This is a genomic window from Acidiphilium multivorum AIU301 (genome assembly GCF_000202835.1).
GTDB lineage: Bacteria > Pseudomonadota > Alphaproteobacteria > Acetobacterales > Acetobacteraceae > Acidiphilium > Acidiphilium multivorum.
The window spans coordinates 880,052-893,604 of the sequence record NC_015186.1 but is presented as its reverse complement, the minus strand read 5'-3'; the positions used below and the strand labels follow the sequence as shown (position 1 = coordinate 893,604).

11 protein-coding genes are annotated in these 13,553 nt (G+C 69.1%); all 11 read right to left on the bottom strand.

What is annotated here, in order from left to right; all coding sequences use genetic code 11:
* Positions 1 to 108 precede the first annotated feature (108 nt).
* Genes ACMV_RS03890 through nuoC form a run of 11 tightly spaced genes read right to left on the bottom strand, consistent with a single transcriptional unit; the run spans position 109 to position 13,551 of the window.
* Positions 109 to 1,569, bottom strand: a complete 1,461-nt coding sequence (locus tag ACMV_RS03890) for an NADH-quinone oxidoreductase subunit N (protein WP_011941994.1) — start codon at positions 1,567 to 1,569, stop codon at positions 109 to 111.
* Positions 1,566 to 3,083, bottom strand: a complete 1,518-nt coding sequence (gene nuoM, locus ACMV_RS03885; protein WP_013639619.1) for an NADH-quinone oxidoreductase subunit M — start codon at positions 3,081 to 3,083, stop codon at positions 1,566 to 1,568. Before nuoM ends, ACMV_RS03890 begins: the two co-directional genes overlap by 4 nt.
* Positions 3,080 to 4,936 (bottom strand): NADH-quinone oxidoreductase subunit L, encoded by a 1,857-nt coding sequence (gene nuoL / locus ACMV_RS03880; protein WP_013639618.1) that lies wholly within the window; start codon positions 4,934 to 4,936, stop codon positions 3,080 to 3,082. Before nuoL ends, nuoM begins: the two co-directional genes overlap by 4 nt.
* A 4-nt stretch (positions 4,937 to 4,940) precedes the next feature.
* Positions 4,941 to 5,249, bottom strand: coding sequence for an NADH-quinone oxidoreductase subunit NuoK (nuoK, locus tag ACMV_RS03875; protein ID WP_007423368.1), 309 nt, complete (start codon positions 5,247 to 5,249; stop codon positions 4,941 to 4,943).
* Positions 5,250 to 5,253: 4 nt separating this feature from the next.
* The gene (gene nuoJ, locus ACMV_RS03870; RefSeq protein WP_013639617.1) at positions 5,254 to 5,754 is read right to left on the bottom strand and encodes an NADH-quinone oxidoreductase subunit J; all 501 of its coding nucleotides are present in this window, start codon (positions 5,752 to 5,754) and stop codon (positions 5,254 to 5,256) included.
* A 31-nt stretch (positions 5,755 to 5,785) separates the two neighbouring features.
* On the bottom strand, positions 5,786 to 6,298 hold the full coding sequence (gene nuoI, locus ACMV_RS03865) for an NADH-quinone oxidoreductase subunit NuoI (protein ID WP_007423370.1): 513 nt from the start codon (positions 6,296 to 6,298) through the stop codon (positions 5,786 to 5,788).
* Positions 6,299 to 6,311: 13 nt separating this feature from the next.
* Complete coding sequence (nuoH, locus tag ACMV_RS03860; RefSeq protein WP_041664638.1) at positions 6,312 to 7,283, bottom strand: NADH-quinone oxidoreductase subunit NuoH; 972 nt, start codon at positions 7,281 to 7,283, stop codon at positions 6,312 to 6,314.
* Positions 7,280 to 9,988 (bottom strand): NADH-quinone oxidoreductase subunit NuoG, encoded by a 2,709-nt coding sequence (gene nuoG / locus ACMV_RS03855; RefSeq protein WP_013639615.1) that lies wholly within the window; start codon positions 9,986 to 9,988, stop codon positions 7,280 to 7,282. The genes nuoH and nuoG overlap by 4 nt, the downstream gene beginning before the upstream one ends.
* On the bottom strand, positions 9,985 to 11,289 hold the full coding sequence (gene nuoF / locus ACMV_RS03850) for an NADH-quinone oxidoreductase subunit NuoF (protein ID WP_013639614.1): 1,305 nt from the start codon (positions 11,287 to 11,289) through the stop codon (positions 9,985 to 9,987). Before nuoF ends, nuoG begins: the two co-directional genes overlap by 4 nt.
* Positions 11,289 to 11,786 (bottom strand): NADH-quinone oxidoreductase subunit NuoE, encoded by a 498-nt coding sequence (gene nuoE, locus ACMV_RS03845; RefSeq protein WP_007422600.1) that lies wholly within the window; start codon positions 11,784 to 11,786, stop codon positions 11,289 to 11,291. Before nuoE ends, nuoF begins: the two co-directional genes overlap by 1 nt.
* Positions 11,773 to 13,551, bottom strand: coding sequence for an NADH-quinone oxidoreductase subunit C/D (nuoC, locus tag ACMV_RS03840; protein WP_013639613.1), 1,779 nt, complete (start codon positions 13,549 to 13,551; stop codon positions 11,773 to 11,775). Before nuoC ends, nuoE begins: the two co-directional genes overlap by 14 nt.
* Positions 13,552 to 13,553 lie beyond the last annotated feature (2 nt).

Below are 13,553 nucleotides of genomic sequence, written 5' to 3'. Positions count from 1 at the left end.
CTCTTCCGCCGTCCCGATGCCAGCATTTTGAGGCGGCGGCCGGGTGACCAGCCATGCAGGATGCACAGCGGTAGGGCGCATGGCCATGACGGGCGGCGGTGGCGGCGGTCAGCCGTGGCCGATGGTCATGCGGATCAGCGCGAGGGCGGGCGCCGGATAGGCGCCGAGCACCACCAGCAGGACGAGCAGCGCGCCGATCACCGCGTTGCCGAGCGGGGGCACGGCGTTCGGATGTCGCGCCTCCTCATCGCCGGGGGCGGGCAGCGCCATCGCGACGAGGATGCGCAGATAGTAGTAGAGGCCGATCACGCTGCCGAGCAGGAGTGCGGCGACCGGCCAGAACAGGGCGGTGCCGACGCCGGCGACGACGAGGTAGAACTTGGCGATGAAGCCCATCGTCGGCGGCATGCCCGCGAGCGAGAGCAGCATCAGCGCGAGGCTCGCGGCGAGGAACGGGCGGGTGCGGAACAGGCCGCGGTAATCCTCGATCCGGTCGGCATCGCGCCCCGCGCCCGGCGCGCTGAGCAGCGCGACGATGCCGAAGGCGCCGAGGCTGGTGACCGCGTAGGCGGCCAGGTAATAGGCCGCGGCATCGACGCCAAGCGCCGGGGCTGCGAGGAAGGCGACGAGCAGGTAGCCCAGATGGGCGATGGACGAATAGGCGAGCAGGCGCTTCACGTTGGTCTGCAGCAGGGCGAGCAGGTTGCCGGCGAGCATGGACAGGATCGCGACCGCGGCGATGCCGGCGCGGAGCGAGGCATCCGCATGAGCGCCGGCGAGGGCGAAGAAGCGCAGGATCACGGCGAAGACCGCGATTTTCGAGACGACGGCGATGAAGGCGGTGACCGGCGCGGGCGCGCCCTCGTACACGTCGGGCGTCCACATGTGGAACGGGACCAGCGAGAGCTTGAAGGCGACGCCGGAGAGAATGAGCGCGATGCCGGCGAGGCGGTAGAGATCGGCCGGGCCGGCTTGATGGGCGAGCGCGCCGATGCGGGCGAAGGACATCGAGCCGAAGGCGGCATAGATCAGCGCCATGCCGAACAGCAGGAAGGCGGAGGCGGCGCCGCTGAGGATGAGATATTTCGTGCCCGCCTCGGCCGCGCTGCCGCGCGGGCCGGCATAGGCGATCAGCCCGAGCAGCGAGATGCCGAGCGTTTCGATGCCGAGGAAGAACGAGGCGAAATGCACGCTCGCCGGCAGGATGGCGGCGCCCAGCGTCGCGGTGAGCAGGAGGAGATAGTATTCCTCGCGCGGCCCCTCGCCCACCCGGTCGAGATAGACCCAGGAGAGCGCGGCGACGACCAGGGCGGAGACGAGCACGAGGCCCGCATAGAACAGGGCGGCGCCGTCGATCACGAACAGCTTCGTCACGGCGACGGGGGATGCGGGAGCGGCGAGCGGCAGGGCGATGCAGCAGAGCAGCAGGCCGGCGATGGTCGACAGGGCGACGAGGCGGTGATCGCGGCGGACGGCGATCAGCAGCATGACCAGGATCGTCACCGCGCCGAGCAGGGTGAAGGGCGCGAAGGCGGCGAAGGCCTTGGCGGTGAAGGCCGGGGCGGTCATGGCGCGCGCTCCGCGAGGTGCTCGGGCATCGAAGCCGAGACCGCGGCGCTGTGCTGCACGGCGGAGAGGCCCGGCGCCACCTCGTCGAAGACGGGCTGCGGATAGAGGCCGAGCCCGACGATGGCGACCACCAGCACCGCCATGACGGCGAGATGCGGCGCCGAGAGATCGGCGATCGCGCGATGGGGTGCCGGTTCCCGCGCCGCGCCGTGGAAGGCGCGCTGGACCAGCAGCAGCGAATAGGCGGCGGCGGCGACCAGCCCGAACGTGGCGATGACGGTGAAGACCACGCTGGCCTGGAAGCTGCCGAGCAGGATCAGGAATTCACCGATGAAATTGCCGAGGCCGGGAAGGCCGAGCGAGGCGATGGCGAAGAACATGCCGCAGGCGGACAGGCGCGGCACCTGCCCCCAGAGCCCGCCCATGCGCCGCATGTCGCGGGTGTGGATGCGTTCCTGCAGGGCGCCGACCAGGACGAAGAGGGCGCCGGTGCTGATGCCGTGCGCCACCATCTGCGCGACCACGCCCTGCAGGGCGAGCGTGCTCCAGGCGAAGACGCCGAGCAGGACGAAGCCCATGTGGCTGATGCTGCTGTAGGCGACCAGGCGCTTGAGGTCGTTCTGGCCGAAGGCGAGCAGCGCGCCGTAGAGGATTCCGGCGACCGCGAGCGCCATCGCCACCGGCGCGAAGGCGTGCGCCGCCGCGGGAAACAGCGGCACCACGAAGCGGATCAGGCCGTAGGCGCCGGTCTTCAGCAGGATGCCGGCGAGCAGCACGGACCCCGCGGTGGGAGCTTCGGTGTGGGCGTCCGGCAGCCAGGTGTGGAACGGCACCGCCGGCAGCTTCACGGCGAAGGCGATGAAGAAGCCGAGCATCAGCAGGAAGCCGGTGGTCGGGCTCATTTTCGTGCCGAGCAGGGCGAAATAGTCGAAGGTGAGATCGCCGGTCGCGCGCTGGTGGATGAAGACGAGCACGAGGATCGACACCAGCATGAGCAGGCCGCTGCCCTGGGTGAAGAGGAAGAACTTGATCGCCGCGTAGGAGCGGTTCTCGTGGCCCCATAGCGCGATCATGAAATACATCGGCACCAGCATCAGTTCCCAGAAGAAGAAGAACAGGAACAGGTCGAGCGCGAGGAAGACGCCGATGACGCCGGTGGTGGTCCAGAGCAGGTTGGCGTGGAACAGGCCGGAGCGGTCGGTGATCTCGGTCCAGGAGATCACGACGCAGATGAGGCTGAGCACGATCGTCAGCAGGATCAGGACCAGGCTCAGCCCGTCGAGATCGAGTTCGAAGGAGATGCCGAGCTGCGGAATCCACGAGTGGTCGAACTGCGCGATCCAGGCGCCATGGCCGGGCGCGGCGGCGGCGCCGATCAGGGGGAGCGCCATGAGAAGTTCGAGCGTGAGCACCGCGATCGACACCCAGCGCGGGGCATCCGGGTTGCGGGTGCCGGCGATCCAGGCCAGCACGCCGCCGACCGCCGGGAAGATGAGGAGCCAGAACAGGATCATCGCAGCACCGCGATCGCGATGAGGCCGACCGAGCCGACGGCGAGGCTCGCGGCATAGAGGCGGACCCGGCCGGTCTGGGTGCGCCGGATCGCCCGGTGGATCGCCTGCGTGGCCCAGGCGATGCCGTCGTAGAAACTGTCGATGAAATCGTCGCGGTCGACCCGGGCGGCCCAGATCACGGGGCGGACCAGCAGGCGGTCATAGAGCGCGTCGAACCCGGCGGCGGCGTGCCAGAAGCGCCAGAGCGGCGTTTCGGCCGGCGGGCGCGACGGGCGCCAGTAGAGCACGGCGGCCAGCGCGATGCCGAGGATGGACGCGGCGCTGGCGAGGAGCAGCGGGGTCATGTCGGTCACCTCCCTGGTCGGGGGCAGCACCGGGGCGAGGAGCCTGGAGAGCAGCGTGACGTGGCCGAAGGCCGGGGGCAGTTCGATGAAGCCGCCGACCAGCGACAGCACCGAGAGCACCACCAGCGGCACGATGACGCGCCAGCCGTAGGAGCCGCTGACATGGGTGTGTTCCTCGCCGAAAAAGGCGATGAAGACGGCGCGGAAGATGTAGACCCCGGTGACGAAGGCGCCGATGACGCCGGCGAGCCAGAGCACGCGGCCGCCATTGCCGTCGGCCCAGGCGCCCGAGAGGATCGCCTCCTTGCTGTAGAACCCCGAGGTTATCAGCGGCAGGGCGGCAAGGGCGGCGCTGCCGATCAGGAAGCTCCAGAAGGCGGCGGGCAGGCGGCGGGCGAGGCCGCCCATCCGGTAGATGTCCTGCTCGTGATGCAGGCGCATGGTGACGGCGCCGGCCGAGAGGAACAGCAGCGCCTTGAAGAAGGCGTGCGTCATGAAGTGGAACATCGCCGCGCGCCAGGCGCCGACGCCCAGGGCGAGGAACATGTAGCCGATCTGGCTCATCGTCGAATAGGCGAGGATGCGCTTGATGTCGTTCTGCGCGAGGGCGCTGAAGCCGGCGAGCAGCAGCGTCGCCGCGCCGACGATGCCGACGGTGATTTCCGCCGCCGGCGCGAGCAGGAACAGCACATGGGTGCGGGCGATGAGGTAGACGCCGGCGGTGACCATCGTCGCGGCGTGGATGAGCGCGCTGACCGGGGTGGGGCCGGCCATCGCGTCGGGCAGCCAGGTCTGCAGCGGCAACTGCGCGGACTTGCCGACGGCGCCGCCGAGCAGGAGGAAGGCGATCAGCGTCGCGGCCGGCGAGCCGGGATGCCAGGTGTGAGCGGCATCCCGCATCGCCCCGGCGATGTTCAGCGTGCCGAGGCGGCTCGCGATCAGCAGCAGGCCGATCAGGAAGGCGGTGTCGCCGACGCGGGTGACGATGAAGGCCTTGCGCGCGGCGAGGCCGTTGGCGGGGTCGCGCCACCAGAAGCCGATCAGCAGGTAGGAGCAGAGCCCGACCCCTTCCCAGCCGGCGTAGAGGACGAGGAAATTGTCGGCCATCACCAGCAGCAGCATGGCGGCGACGAAAAGGTTGAGATAGGCGAAGAACCGGCCGTAGCCCTCCTCGCCCTCCATGAACTCGGTCGAGAAGAGATGGATGAGGAAGCCGACGCCGCTGGTGACGAGCATCATCAGCAGCGAGAGCGGATCGACCCGCAGGGCGATGCCGAAGGAGAAATGCCCGACCGCGAACCAGCGCCACAGGGACTGCTGGTAGGCGGCGCCGGCCGGCGGATCGAGCAGGAAGGCGCCGGCGATGGCGAAGGCGACGACGGCGGCGAGGCCGACCGAGAGCACGCCGATCAGCGCCTCGGCGCGGTGCGACAGGCGCCCGGTGCCGAGCATCAGGACGATCGAGCCGAGGAGCGGCAGCGCGGGGACGAGCCAGAGGAAATGCTGCATCTTTCTACCCCCTCAGACCGTCGCCGGCATCGGCATCGAGCGTGGGGATCCGCCGGTGCATCAGCAGGATGAGTGCCAGGCCGACCGAGACTTCCGCCGCGGCGAGCGTGAGGACGAGGATGAACATGATCTGCCCGTCCGGCGAGGCCCAGCGGGCGCCGGCGACGATGAAGGCGACGCCGGCCGCGTTCAGCATCACCTCGAGCGACATCAGCATGAACAGCAGGTTGCGGCGGACCAGCACGCCGACCAGGCCCAGCGCGAAGAGGACCGCGGCGAGCAGCAGGCCCTGGCCGAGCGGAACCGTCGCCATCCCGCTAGTCCGTTCCCATGATCGAGCGGCCGAGATGGAACGCCGCGACCAGGCCGGCGAGCAGGAGGAACGAGGCGAGCTCGACCGCGAGCATGTAGGGGCCGACCAGCGCCACACCGACCGCATGGGCGCTGATCACCGACGTGGCGGGGTGCGGCAGGCCGCCGGAGACGGCGACGGCGCCGAGCTCGATGGCCAGCAGCAGGGCCAGGATGGACGGGCCGACCCAGGTGGCGGGATGCAGCCAGCTGCTTTCGAGCCGGGCCGCCGCCTCGCCGATGTTCAGCATCATGATCACGAAGACGAACAGGACCATGATGGCGCCGGCGTAGATGATGACCTCCAGCGCCGCGGCGAAGGGCGCGCCGAGCACGAAGAACACGAGGGCGACGGCGAGCAGCGAGACCGTGAGATAGAGCAGCCCGTGCACGGCGGAGGGGCGGGTGATCATCATCGCCGTCGCGACGACCGCGATGATCGCGGAGATGACGAAGGTGGCGTTCATGATCCGCTATGCCTCCCCTTCCCGTCCGCGTTCATGGCAGCAGGCTGCGCGTGTCGATCGGCTTGCGCTCGCGCGCGGCCTCGCCCTTGTCCTTGCCCGGGATCGCGAGGCCGGAGACGCGGTAGAAATTGTAGTCGGGATACTTGCCGGTGCCGCTGATCAGCAGGTGTTCCTTCTCGTAGACGAGGTTCTGCCGGTCGTATTCGCTCATCTCGAAATCCGGGGTGAGCTGGATCGCGTAGGTCGGGCAGGCTTCCTCGCAGAAGCCGCAGAAGATGCAGCGGGAGAAATTGATGCGGAAGAACTCGGGATACCAGCGCCCCTCGGCTTCGGTCTTCTGCAGGCTGATGCAGTCGACCGGGCAGGCGACCGCGCAGAGATAGCAGGAGACGCAGCGTTCCTCGCCGTCAGGGTCGCGGGTGAGCACGATCCGGCCGCGATAGCGCGGCGCGAGATAGGGCATCTCGTCGGGATAGGATACCGTCACGTTGCGCTGGAACAGGTGCAGGAACGTGTACCAGAGCGTGACCAGCGAACTCAGCATGACCCCCTCCCCTTCATGCGGCCGGCCCGGCGAGCATCAGCGCGCCGGTGACGAGAATGTTCAGCAAGGTAAGCGGCAGCAGGATTTTCCAGCCGAACGCCATGAACTGGTCGTAGCGCGGGCGCGGCAGGGCGGCGCGCAGCAGGATGAAGAAGGCGACGAAAAACCCGGTCTTGATCGCGAACCAGAGGAAGGGCGGCAGCAGCGGGCCATACCAGCCGCCGAGGAACAGCACCGTCGTCATCGCCGAGACGACGATGATGCCGATATATTCGCCGACGAAGAACATGCCGAACTTCATGCCGGAATATTCGGTGTGGAACCCGGCGCCGAGTTCGTTCTCGCCTTCGGGCAGGTCGAACGGGAGGCGGTGGGTTTCCGCGATGCCGCCGAGGAAGAAGACGACGAAGCCGATGAATTGCGGCACCACGTACCAGAGATGCCGCTGGCTGTGCACGACATCGGTGAGGTTGAAGGAGCCGGCGAGCATCACCACGCCCACCAGCGACAGCCCCATGAAGACCTCGTAGCTGACCATCTGGGCCGCGGCGCGCATGCCGCCGAGGAGCGAGAACTTGTTGTTCGACGACCAGCCGGCGAGCACCACCGAGTAGACGCCGAGCCCGCTCATGGCGAGGAAGAACAGCAGGCCGACATTGAGGTTGCCGATGATGCCGATCATCGGCGTCGCCGGGACGACGGCGATGGCGAGCATCACCGTGACCATCGAGATGGCCGGGGCGAGGACGAAGATGACCGGGTCGGCGAAGGGGGGAATCCAGTCCTGCTTGAAGAGCAGCTTGATGCCGTCGGCGACGACCTGGAGCACGCCGAAGGGGCCGGCGCGGTTGGGGCCGTAACGGTCCTGCCAGAAGCCGAGCAGGCGGCGTTCGATCCAGGTCAGCAGCGCGGCGGCCGCCATCAGCACCGCGAGGCCGATCACGACGTTCAGCAGGCCGATGACGATCTCGTTGCCGTGGGTCATGACACGGGCGGCTCCGCCGGGCGCAGCCGCAGCCATGCGGGGATGGCGTGCGGCCTCTGCGCGAAGCCGGCGAGCCCGGCGACGCCGCGCGGCAGGGCGGGATCGATCTCGACCGCGAGGTCCTCCCGCGCATCGCCGATCTCGCAGGCCAGGTTCTGGCCGGCGGCGACGCCGAGCGAGGCGGCGTCCTCGGCGTTGAGGACGAGCGCGGGCGGGGCCGCGCGTTCGCGGATGGGCGGGGCGCGGCCGGCCTGTTCATCGTCATTGAAGACGCGGGGCAGCAGGATCGCGAGCCATTCGTCCGGCCGCCAGGAAAACGCGGCGGGGATCGATGCGTCGTAGGGCCGCGCGGCGTCCGGCCGGGATTCGAACAGGCGCACGCCGGGATCGCCGCCCTTGAGCGGGCCGTCGATTTCCGCCTGGAAGCGGTTGAGCGACTGCACCGAGTTCCAGCCCGGCGCCCAGAAGACCGGGCGCAGGGCCGGCGGCATGGCGCCGTGATGGCCTTCCATCGTCGCGCTGAAGGGCGAGTCCGCCGGGACGGGCGGCTTCGGTTCGTGCACGTTGCGCCCGGCATCGATCGCGGTGCGGCCGGAATAGCGGCGGGTTTGGCTGGCGATGCGGGAGCCGACGACGCGGAACGCCGCCGGCGGCGCGACACCGGGCAGCGCGGCGAAGCGCGGCAGCGAGGCGGCAAGGCCGGCGGCGATGGCGTCGGTCGTGGTCAGGCTCTCGCAGGACGGGAGCCCGGCGGCGCGGGCCGCGGCAACAAGCCAGCGCCAGGATTCGGCGAGACCGTCCTCAGCGATGATCGGCGGGTAGAAGCGCTGCGCCCGCCCCTCGGCGCTGACCAGGGTTCCTTCGGCCTCGGCGAAGCTCGCGGCGGGCAGGACGAGATCGGCCCGGCGCGTGGTGGGGCTTTCGGAATGGTCGAGCACCACGAGGCGCGAGGCGGCCAGCGTGGCCTCGATCACCGCCGCGGGCGTGCGGCGGTGGAGGTCGTTCTCGAGCACGATGACGACGGGCGCCTGCCGCGCCAGCGCGGTTTCGACACTGGCCTCCCCCGCCGTCATCAGCGCGAGGCCGAGGCTGTTGCATTCGGGAACGTTCAGCAGCAGCGTCGGCGTCTTGCCACGGGCGCGCAAGGCGGCGGCGATGTTGGCGGCGGCGCGGACGATGCTCTCCTCGCCGCTCTCGACGCCGGAGACGACGAGCGGGTTCGGCGCGGCGAGCAGCGCGTCGGCGATCTCGCGTGCCGCCGTGGCGAGGTCTTCGGACAGGCCAGGAACGTCCGGCGCGGCGGGGTCGATGCGGGCGGCCACCGCGAAGCCGAGGCGGGCGATGTCCGCCGGCGCGGCGCGGAGGGCGCGCTGCGCGATGTCGTCGAGCCGCGTGGAGGCGGGGGTGGCGATGAACACGGGGCTGCGGGTGTCGCCGGCGTGATTGCGGACGCCGGTATCCTGCCAGGCGGGGATTTTCGCCGCCACCGCGCGCGCGATGCCGGCGCCGCGCGCCGCCTGACGGATCGACAGCGCCGCGCGCGGGGCGGCGTTGGGCAGGTCCGAGCCGAGAACCAGCGCCGCATCCGCCGTCTCCATCTCGCGCAGCGAGGGGACATGCACGGCGCCGGAGCCGAGAATGTCGGCGACGAGGCGGAGCAGGCGCGCCTCGGCCGCACTGACGCCGGGGTAGAAATTCTGTTCGCCGACGAGCTGGCGCAGGACGTAGTTCGATTCCAGCGAGGCGCGCGGCGAGCCGATGCCGATGACGGCATCGCCCGCGCGCAGCAGGGCGGCGAGACGGGCGATCGCGTCGTCGCGGTCGATCGTCGCCTGGTTTCCATCGTCGCCGCGCCGGAGCGGGGCGCGCAAGCGGTCCGGCGCGTTGACGAAGCCATAGCCGAAGCGGCCGCGGTCGCAGAGGAAATAGGTGTTGACCGCGCCGTTGTAGCGATTGACGATGCGGCGCAGCCGGTCGGCGCGGGCATTCGCGATGGTGTTGCAGCCGAGGCCGCAATGGGCGCAGACCGAGGGCGCGCCGCGCATGTCCCATTTGCGGACGTAATGCGCGGAAAACGTCTTGTCGGTGAAGACGCCGGTCGGGCAGATCTCGATCAGGTTGCCGCTGAACTCGTTCTCCAGCGTGCCATCGGCGTGGCGGCCGAAATAGACGTGATCGTGGGCGGCGAAGACATCGAAGTCGCGGCCGCCGGCATAGTCGCGATAGAAGCGCGAACAGCGGTAACAGGCGATGCAGCGGTTCATCTCGTGCTTGATGAACGGCCCGAGATCCTGGTTCCGATGGGTGCGCTTGGTGAAGCGGTAGCGGCGGTAGGTGTGGCCGGTCATCACCGTCATGTCCTGGAGGTGGCATTCGCCGCCCTCCTCGCAGACCGGACAGTCATGCGGGTGGTTGACCATCAGCCACTCGATCACGCTGGCGCGGAAGGCGACGACCTCGGGATCGGCGATCGAGAAGCGCGCGCCTTCGGGCACCGGGGTCATGCAGGCCATGACCATGCGGCCGGTCTGGTCCTCCGGCCCGTCATATTGCTTGACGGCGCATTGCCGGCAGGCGCCGACCGAATCGAGCGCCGGGTGCCAGCAGAAATACGGCAGGTCGAGCCCGGCGCCGAGGCAGGCCTGGAGCAGGTTTTCGTCGGGCTTCGCGGTCAGGGTCTTGCCGTCCACCTCGAAGGTCGTCATGCCCAGCCCTCCGCCGTGTCGTGCCAGGGGCAATGCCGCTCGCTGACATGACGTTCGAATTCCTCACGGAAGAATTTCAGGCCGCTGCGCAGCGGCGCCATGGCACCGGGGGCGAGATCGCAGAAGGTGCGGCCGGGACCGAGGAAGTCGACGTGATGGGCGAGCAGCTCGATGTCATCCGGCTCGCCCTCGCCGGCTTCCAGCGCCGTGAGGATGCGCTCGACCCAGGGCAGGCCGTCGCGGCAGGGGGTGCACCAGCCGCAGGATTCCTGGGCGAAGAAATGCTCGATGTTGCGCAGCAGGCCGACCGGGCAGCGCTTCTGGTCCAGCACCAGGATGTTGGCGGTGCCGAGCCAGCTGCCGATCTTGCCGACGGAGTCGAAATCCATCGGGACGTCGAAATTCTCGCGCATGATGAACGCGGTCGACGCGCCACCGGGCAGCACCGCGCGCGCCTCGTAGCCCTCGCGCATGCCGCCGGCATGCTCCTCGATGATTTCGTTGAGCGGCGTGCCCACCGGCAGTTCCCACAGACCGGGGCGGTTGACCCGGCCGCTGACGCCGTAGAGCTTGGTGCCGCCTTCGGTCGCGCTGCGGCTGAGGCCGAGAAACCAGTCCGCGCCGCGCTCGATGATGGACGGCACGCAGCACAGCGTTTCGACATTGTTGACGACGGTGGGCTTGCCCCACAGGCCGCTGGTCGTCGAGCGCGGCGGACGGGTGCGCGGCACGGCGCGCTTGCCTTCCAGCGCGGAGAACAGGGCGCTGGCCTCGCCGCAGATGTAGCGCCCGCCGCTGCCGTGGACGTGGATGGTGAGCGAGAAGCCGGAGCCCAGGATGTCGGCGCCGAGATAGCCGCGCGCCTCGGCCTCGGCCACGGCGCGGGAGAGCCGCTCCATCGCCAGCACGTATTCGCCGCGGACGAAGATGTAGGCGGTTTCGGCCTGGACCGCGAAGGCGCCGATGATGATCCCCTCGATCATCAGATGCGGCGCGGCTTCGAGCAGGAGGCGGTCCTTGAAGCTGCCGGGTTCCATCTCGTCGGCGTTGATGACGAGGTAGCGATGGCGCGGGGCATCCGCACCGCGGGGCGCGCCTTCCCATTTGCGGCCGGCGGGAAAGCCGGCGCCGCCGCGGCCGCGCACCTTCGCGCGCTTGACCTCCTCGACGACGCTTTCCGGCGACATGCCGAAGGCCTTGCGCATCGCCGCGTAGCCGCCGGCGCGCTCGTAGCCGGCGATGTCGAGCGGCTGGCGGCCGGGCTGGATGTATGAAGTGAGGGGTCGGTCCGCCATCGGCATCACCTGTACTGCTCCAGGATCGCGTCGATCCGCTCGGGGGTGAGGTTGCCGTGCAGGTCGTCGCCGATCATCATCGCCGGGGCGCGGTCGCAGCAGCCGAGGCAGACGATCGGCAGGAGGGTGAAGCGGCCGTCCGGCGTGGTTTCCCCCGGCTCGATGCCGAGGCGCTGGCGCAGCAGGTTGCGCGCGGCGGTGGCGCCCATCACCCAGCAGGCCACGCTGTCGCACAGCAGGATGACGTGGCGGCCCACGGGACGGCGGAAGATCAGGTTGTAGAAGGTGGCGACACCGTCGAGCTCGGCGGGTGTCATGCCGAGCAGGGCGGCCACTTCGGCGAGATGGTCGTCGGAGACATGGCCGTGGCGCTTCTGCACCGCCTTCAGCGCGTCGATGCCGGCGGCGCGCGGGGTTTCGGACTCGCGCAGAAAGGTCGCGATCGTCTCGCGCAGGGCGGCATCGAGCGGTGCGGACGCCGGGCTGTGTTCAGCGGTCGACATCGGCCATCACGAAATCGATGCTGCCGATGATCGCGATCAGGTCGGCGACATAGGCGCCGCGGCTGATCAGCGGGATCATCTGCAGATGGGGAAAGGACGGGGTGCGGATGCGGGTGCGGTAGGAGACGGTGTCGCCGTCGGCGACGAGGTAATAGCCGTTGATGCCCTTGGTCGCCTCGATGCTGACCATCGCCTCGCCGGGCGGCAGCACGGGGCCCCAGCTGACATTGAGGAAATGGGTGATGAGGGTTTCGATGTCCTGCATCGTCCGCTCCTTGAGCGGCGGCGTCGTCAGCCGGTGGTCGGACTTGTAGGGGCCGGGCGGCATGTTATCGAGGCACTGGCGGATGATGCGCAGGCTCTGGCGGATTTCCTCGATATGGACCACCACGCGGTCGTAACAGTCGCCGTTGTGGCAGATCGGAATGTCGAACTCGAGCTGGTCGTATCCGGAATAGGGGCGCTGGCGGCGATAGTCCCAGCCGAGGCCGCAGGCGCGCAGGCCGGGGCCGGTCACGCCCCAGTCCAGCGCTTCCTCCAGCGTGTAGGCGCCGACGCCGATCGTGCGGGCCTTGAAGAGGCGGTTGCGCATGACGAGCTTGTCGTACTCGTCGAGCCGCTTGGACTGGTAGCCGAGATAGTCGCGGATCATCCGGTCCCAGCCCTGGGGCAGGTCCGCCGCCACGCCGCCGATGCGGAACCAGGCGGGGTGCATGCGGAAGCCGCAGATCGCCTCGATGATCTGGAACACCCGCTCGCGGTCGGAGAACATGTAGAAGACCGGCGAAAGCTGGCCGACATCCTGCGACATGGTGCCGTAGAAGACGAGATGGCTGGCGATGCGGAACAGCTCGGCGAGCATGATGCGGATCATCTGCGCGCGTGACGGCACCTCGATCCCCGCGAGGCGCTCGACCGCCATCACGTAGGGGAAGTTGTTCATCACGCCGCCGAGATAGTCGATGCGGTCGGTATAGGGGATGTAGGTGTGCCAGGACTGGCGCTCGGCCATCTTCTCGGCGCCGCGGTGATGAAAGCCGATCTCGGGCACGGCGTCGACGATTTCCTCGCCCTCGAGCTGGAGGATGATGCGGAACACGCCGTGGACGCTCGGGTGGTTGGGGCCGAGATTGAGGAACATGAAGTCGGAGTTCTCGCTGTGCCGCTTCATGCCCCAGGCCTCGGGGTTGAAGCGCAGCGCCTCCTGTTCGGCGCGTTCCTTCTCCTCGGTGAGGATGTAGGGGCCCATTTCGGTGGCGCGGGCGATGTAGTCCTTGCGCAGCGGATGGCCGGTCCAGGTCGGCGGCGTGAGGATGCGGAACAGGGTCGGGTGGCCGGCGAAGCCGATGCCGAACATGTCCCAGACCTCGCGTTCGTACCAGTTGGCGTTGGGCCAGATATCCGCGATGCTCTGCACCTCGAGCGCGCCCTCGGCGAGCGGGACCTTGATGCGGACATCGTCGTTCCGCTCGAAGGAGACGAGGTGATAGACGAGGGTGAAATCGGATTTCGGCAGGCCATCGCGGTGGACGCGCTGGCGCTCGTCGATCGCGGTGAGGTCGTAGAGCATCTGGAAGCGCCTTGTGGCGCCGTCGCGCAGGTGCCGGAGCACGGCGTGCACGATGTCGCGATCGATCCAGATGGTCGGGATCCGGTCGGCGGTCGGTTGCAGGGTGAAGGAGATCGGCCCAAGCGTGCGGACCAGGTCGGACACGATACCCTGTTCGGCCTCTGTGGCGGGGATGCTGTTGAATTCCGTCAGCATCC

Bases quoted from the DNA above. Each gene is read 5' to 3' on its own strand.
- ACMV_RS03890 (WP_011941994.1), bottom strand. From the start codon at position 1,569: ATGACCGCCCCGGCCTTCACCGCCAAGGCCTTCGCCGCCTTCGCGCCC.
- nuoH (WP_041664638.1), bottom strand. From the start codon at position 7,283: ATGACCCACGGCAACGAGATCGTCATCGGCCTGCTGAACGTCGTGATC.
- nuoE (WP_007422600.1), bottom strand. From the start codon at position 11,786: ATGTCGACCGCTGAACACAGCCCGGCGTCCGCACCGCTCGATGCCGCC.
- nuoF (WP_013639614.1), bottom strand. From the start codon at position 11,289: ATGCCGATGGCGGACCGACCCCTCACTTCATACATCCAGCCCGGCCGC.
- nuoC (WP_013639613.1), bottom strand. From the start codon at position 13,551: ATGCTGACGGAATTCAACAGCATCCCCGCCACAGAGGCCGAACAGGGT.
- nuoJ (WP_013639617.1), bottom strand. From the start codon at position 5,754: ATGAACGCCACCTTCGTCATCTCCGCGATCATCGCGGTCGTCGCGACG.
- nuoK (WP_007423368.1), bottom strand. From the start codon at position 5,249: ATGGCGACGGTTCCGCTCGGCCAGGGCCTGCTGCTCGCCGCGGTCCTC.
- nuoL (WP_013639618.1), bottom strand. From the start codon at position 4,936: ATGCAGCATTTCCTCTGGCTCGTCCCCGCGCTGCCGCTCCTCGGCTCG.
- nuoG (WP_013639615.1), bottom strand. From the start codon at position 9,988: ATGACGACCTTCGAGGTGGACGGCAAGACCCTGACCGCGAAGCCCGAC.
- nuoM (WP_013639619.1), bottom strand. From the start codon at position 3,083: ATGATCCTGTTCTGGCTCCTCATCTTCCCGGCGGTCGGCGGCGTGCTG.
- nuoI (WP_007423370.1), bottom strand. From the start codon at position 6,298: ATGCTGAGTTCGCTGGTCACGCTCTGGTACACGTTCCTGCACCTGTTC.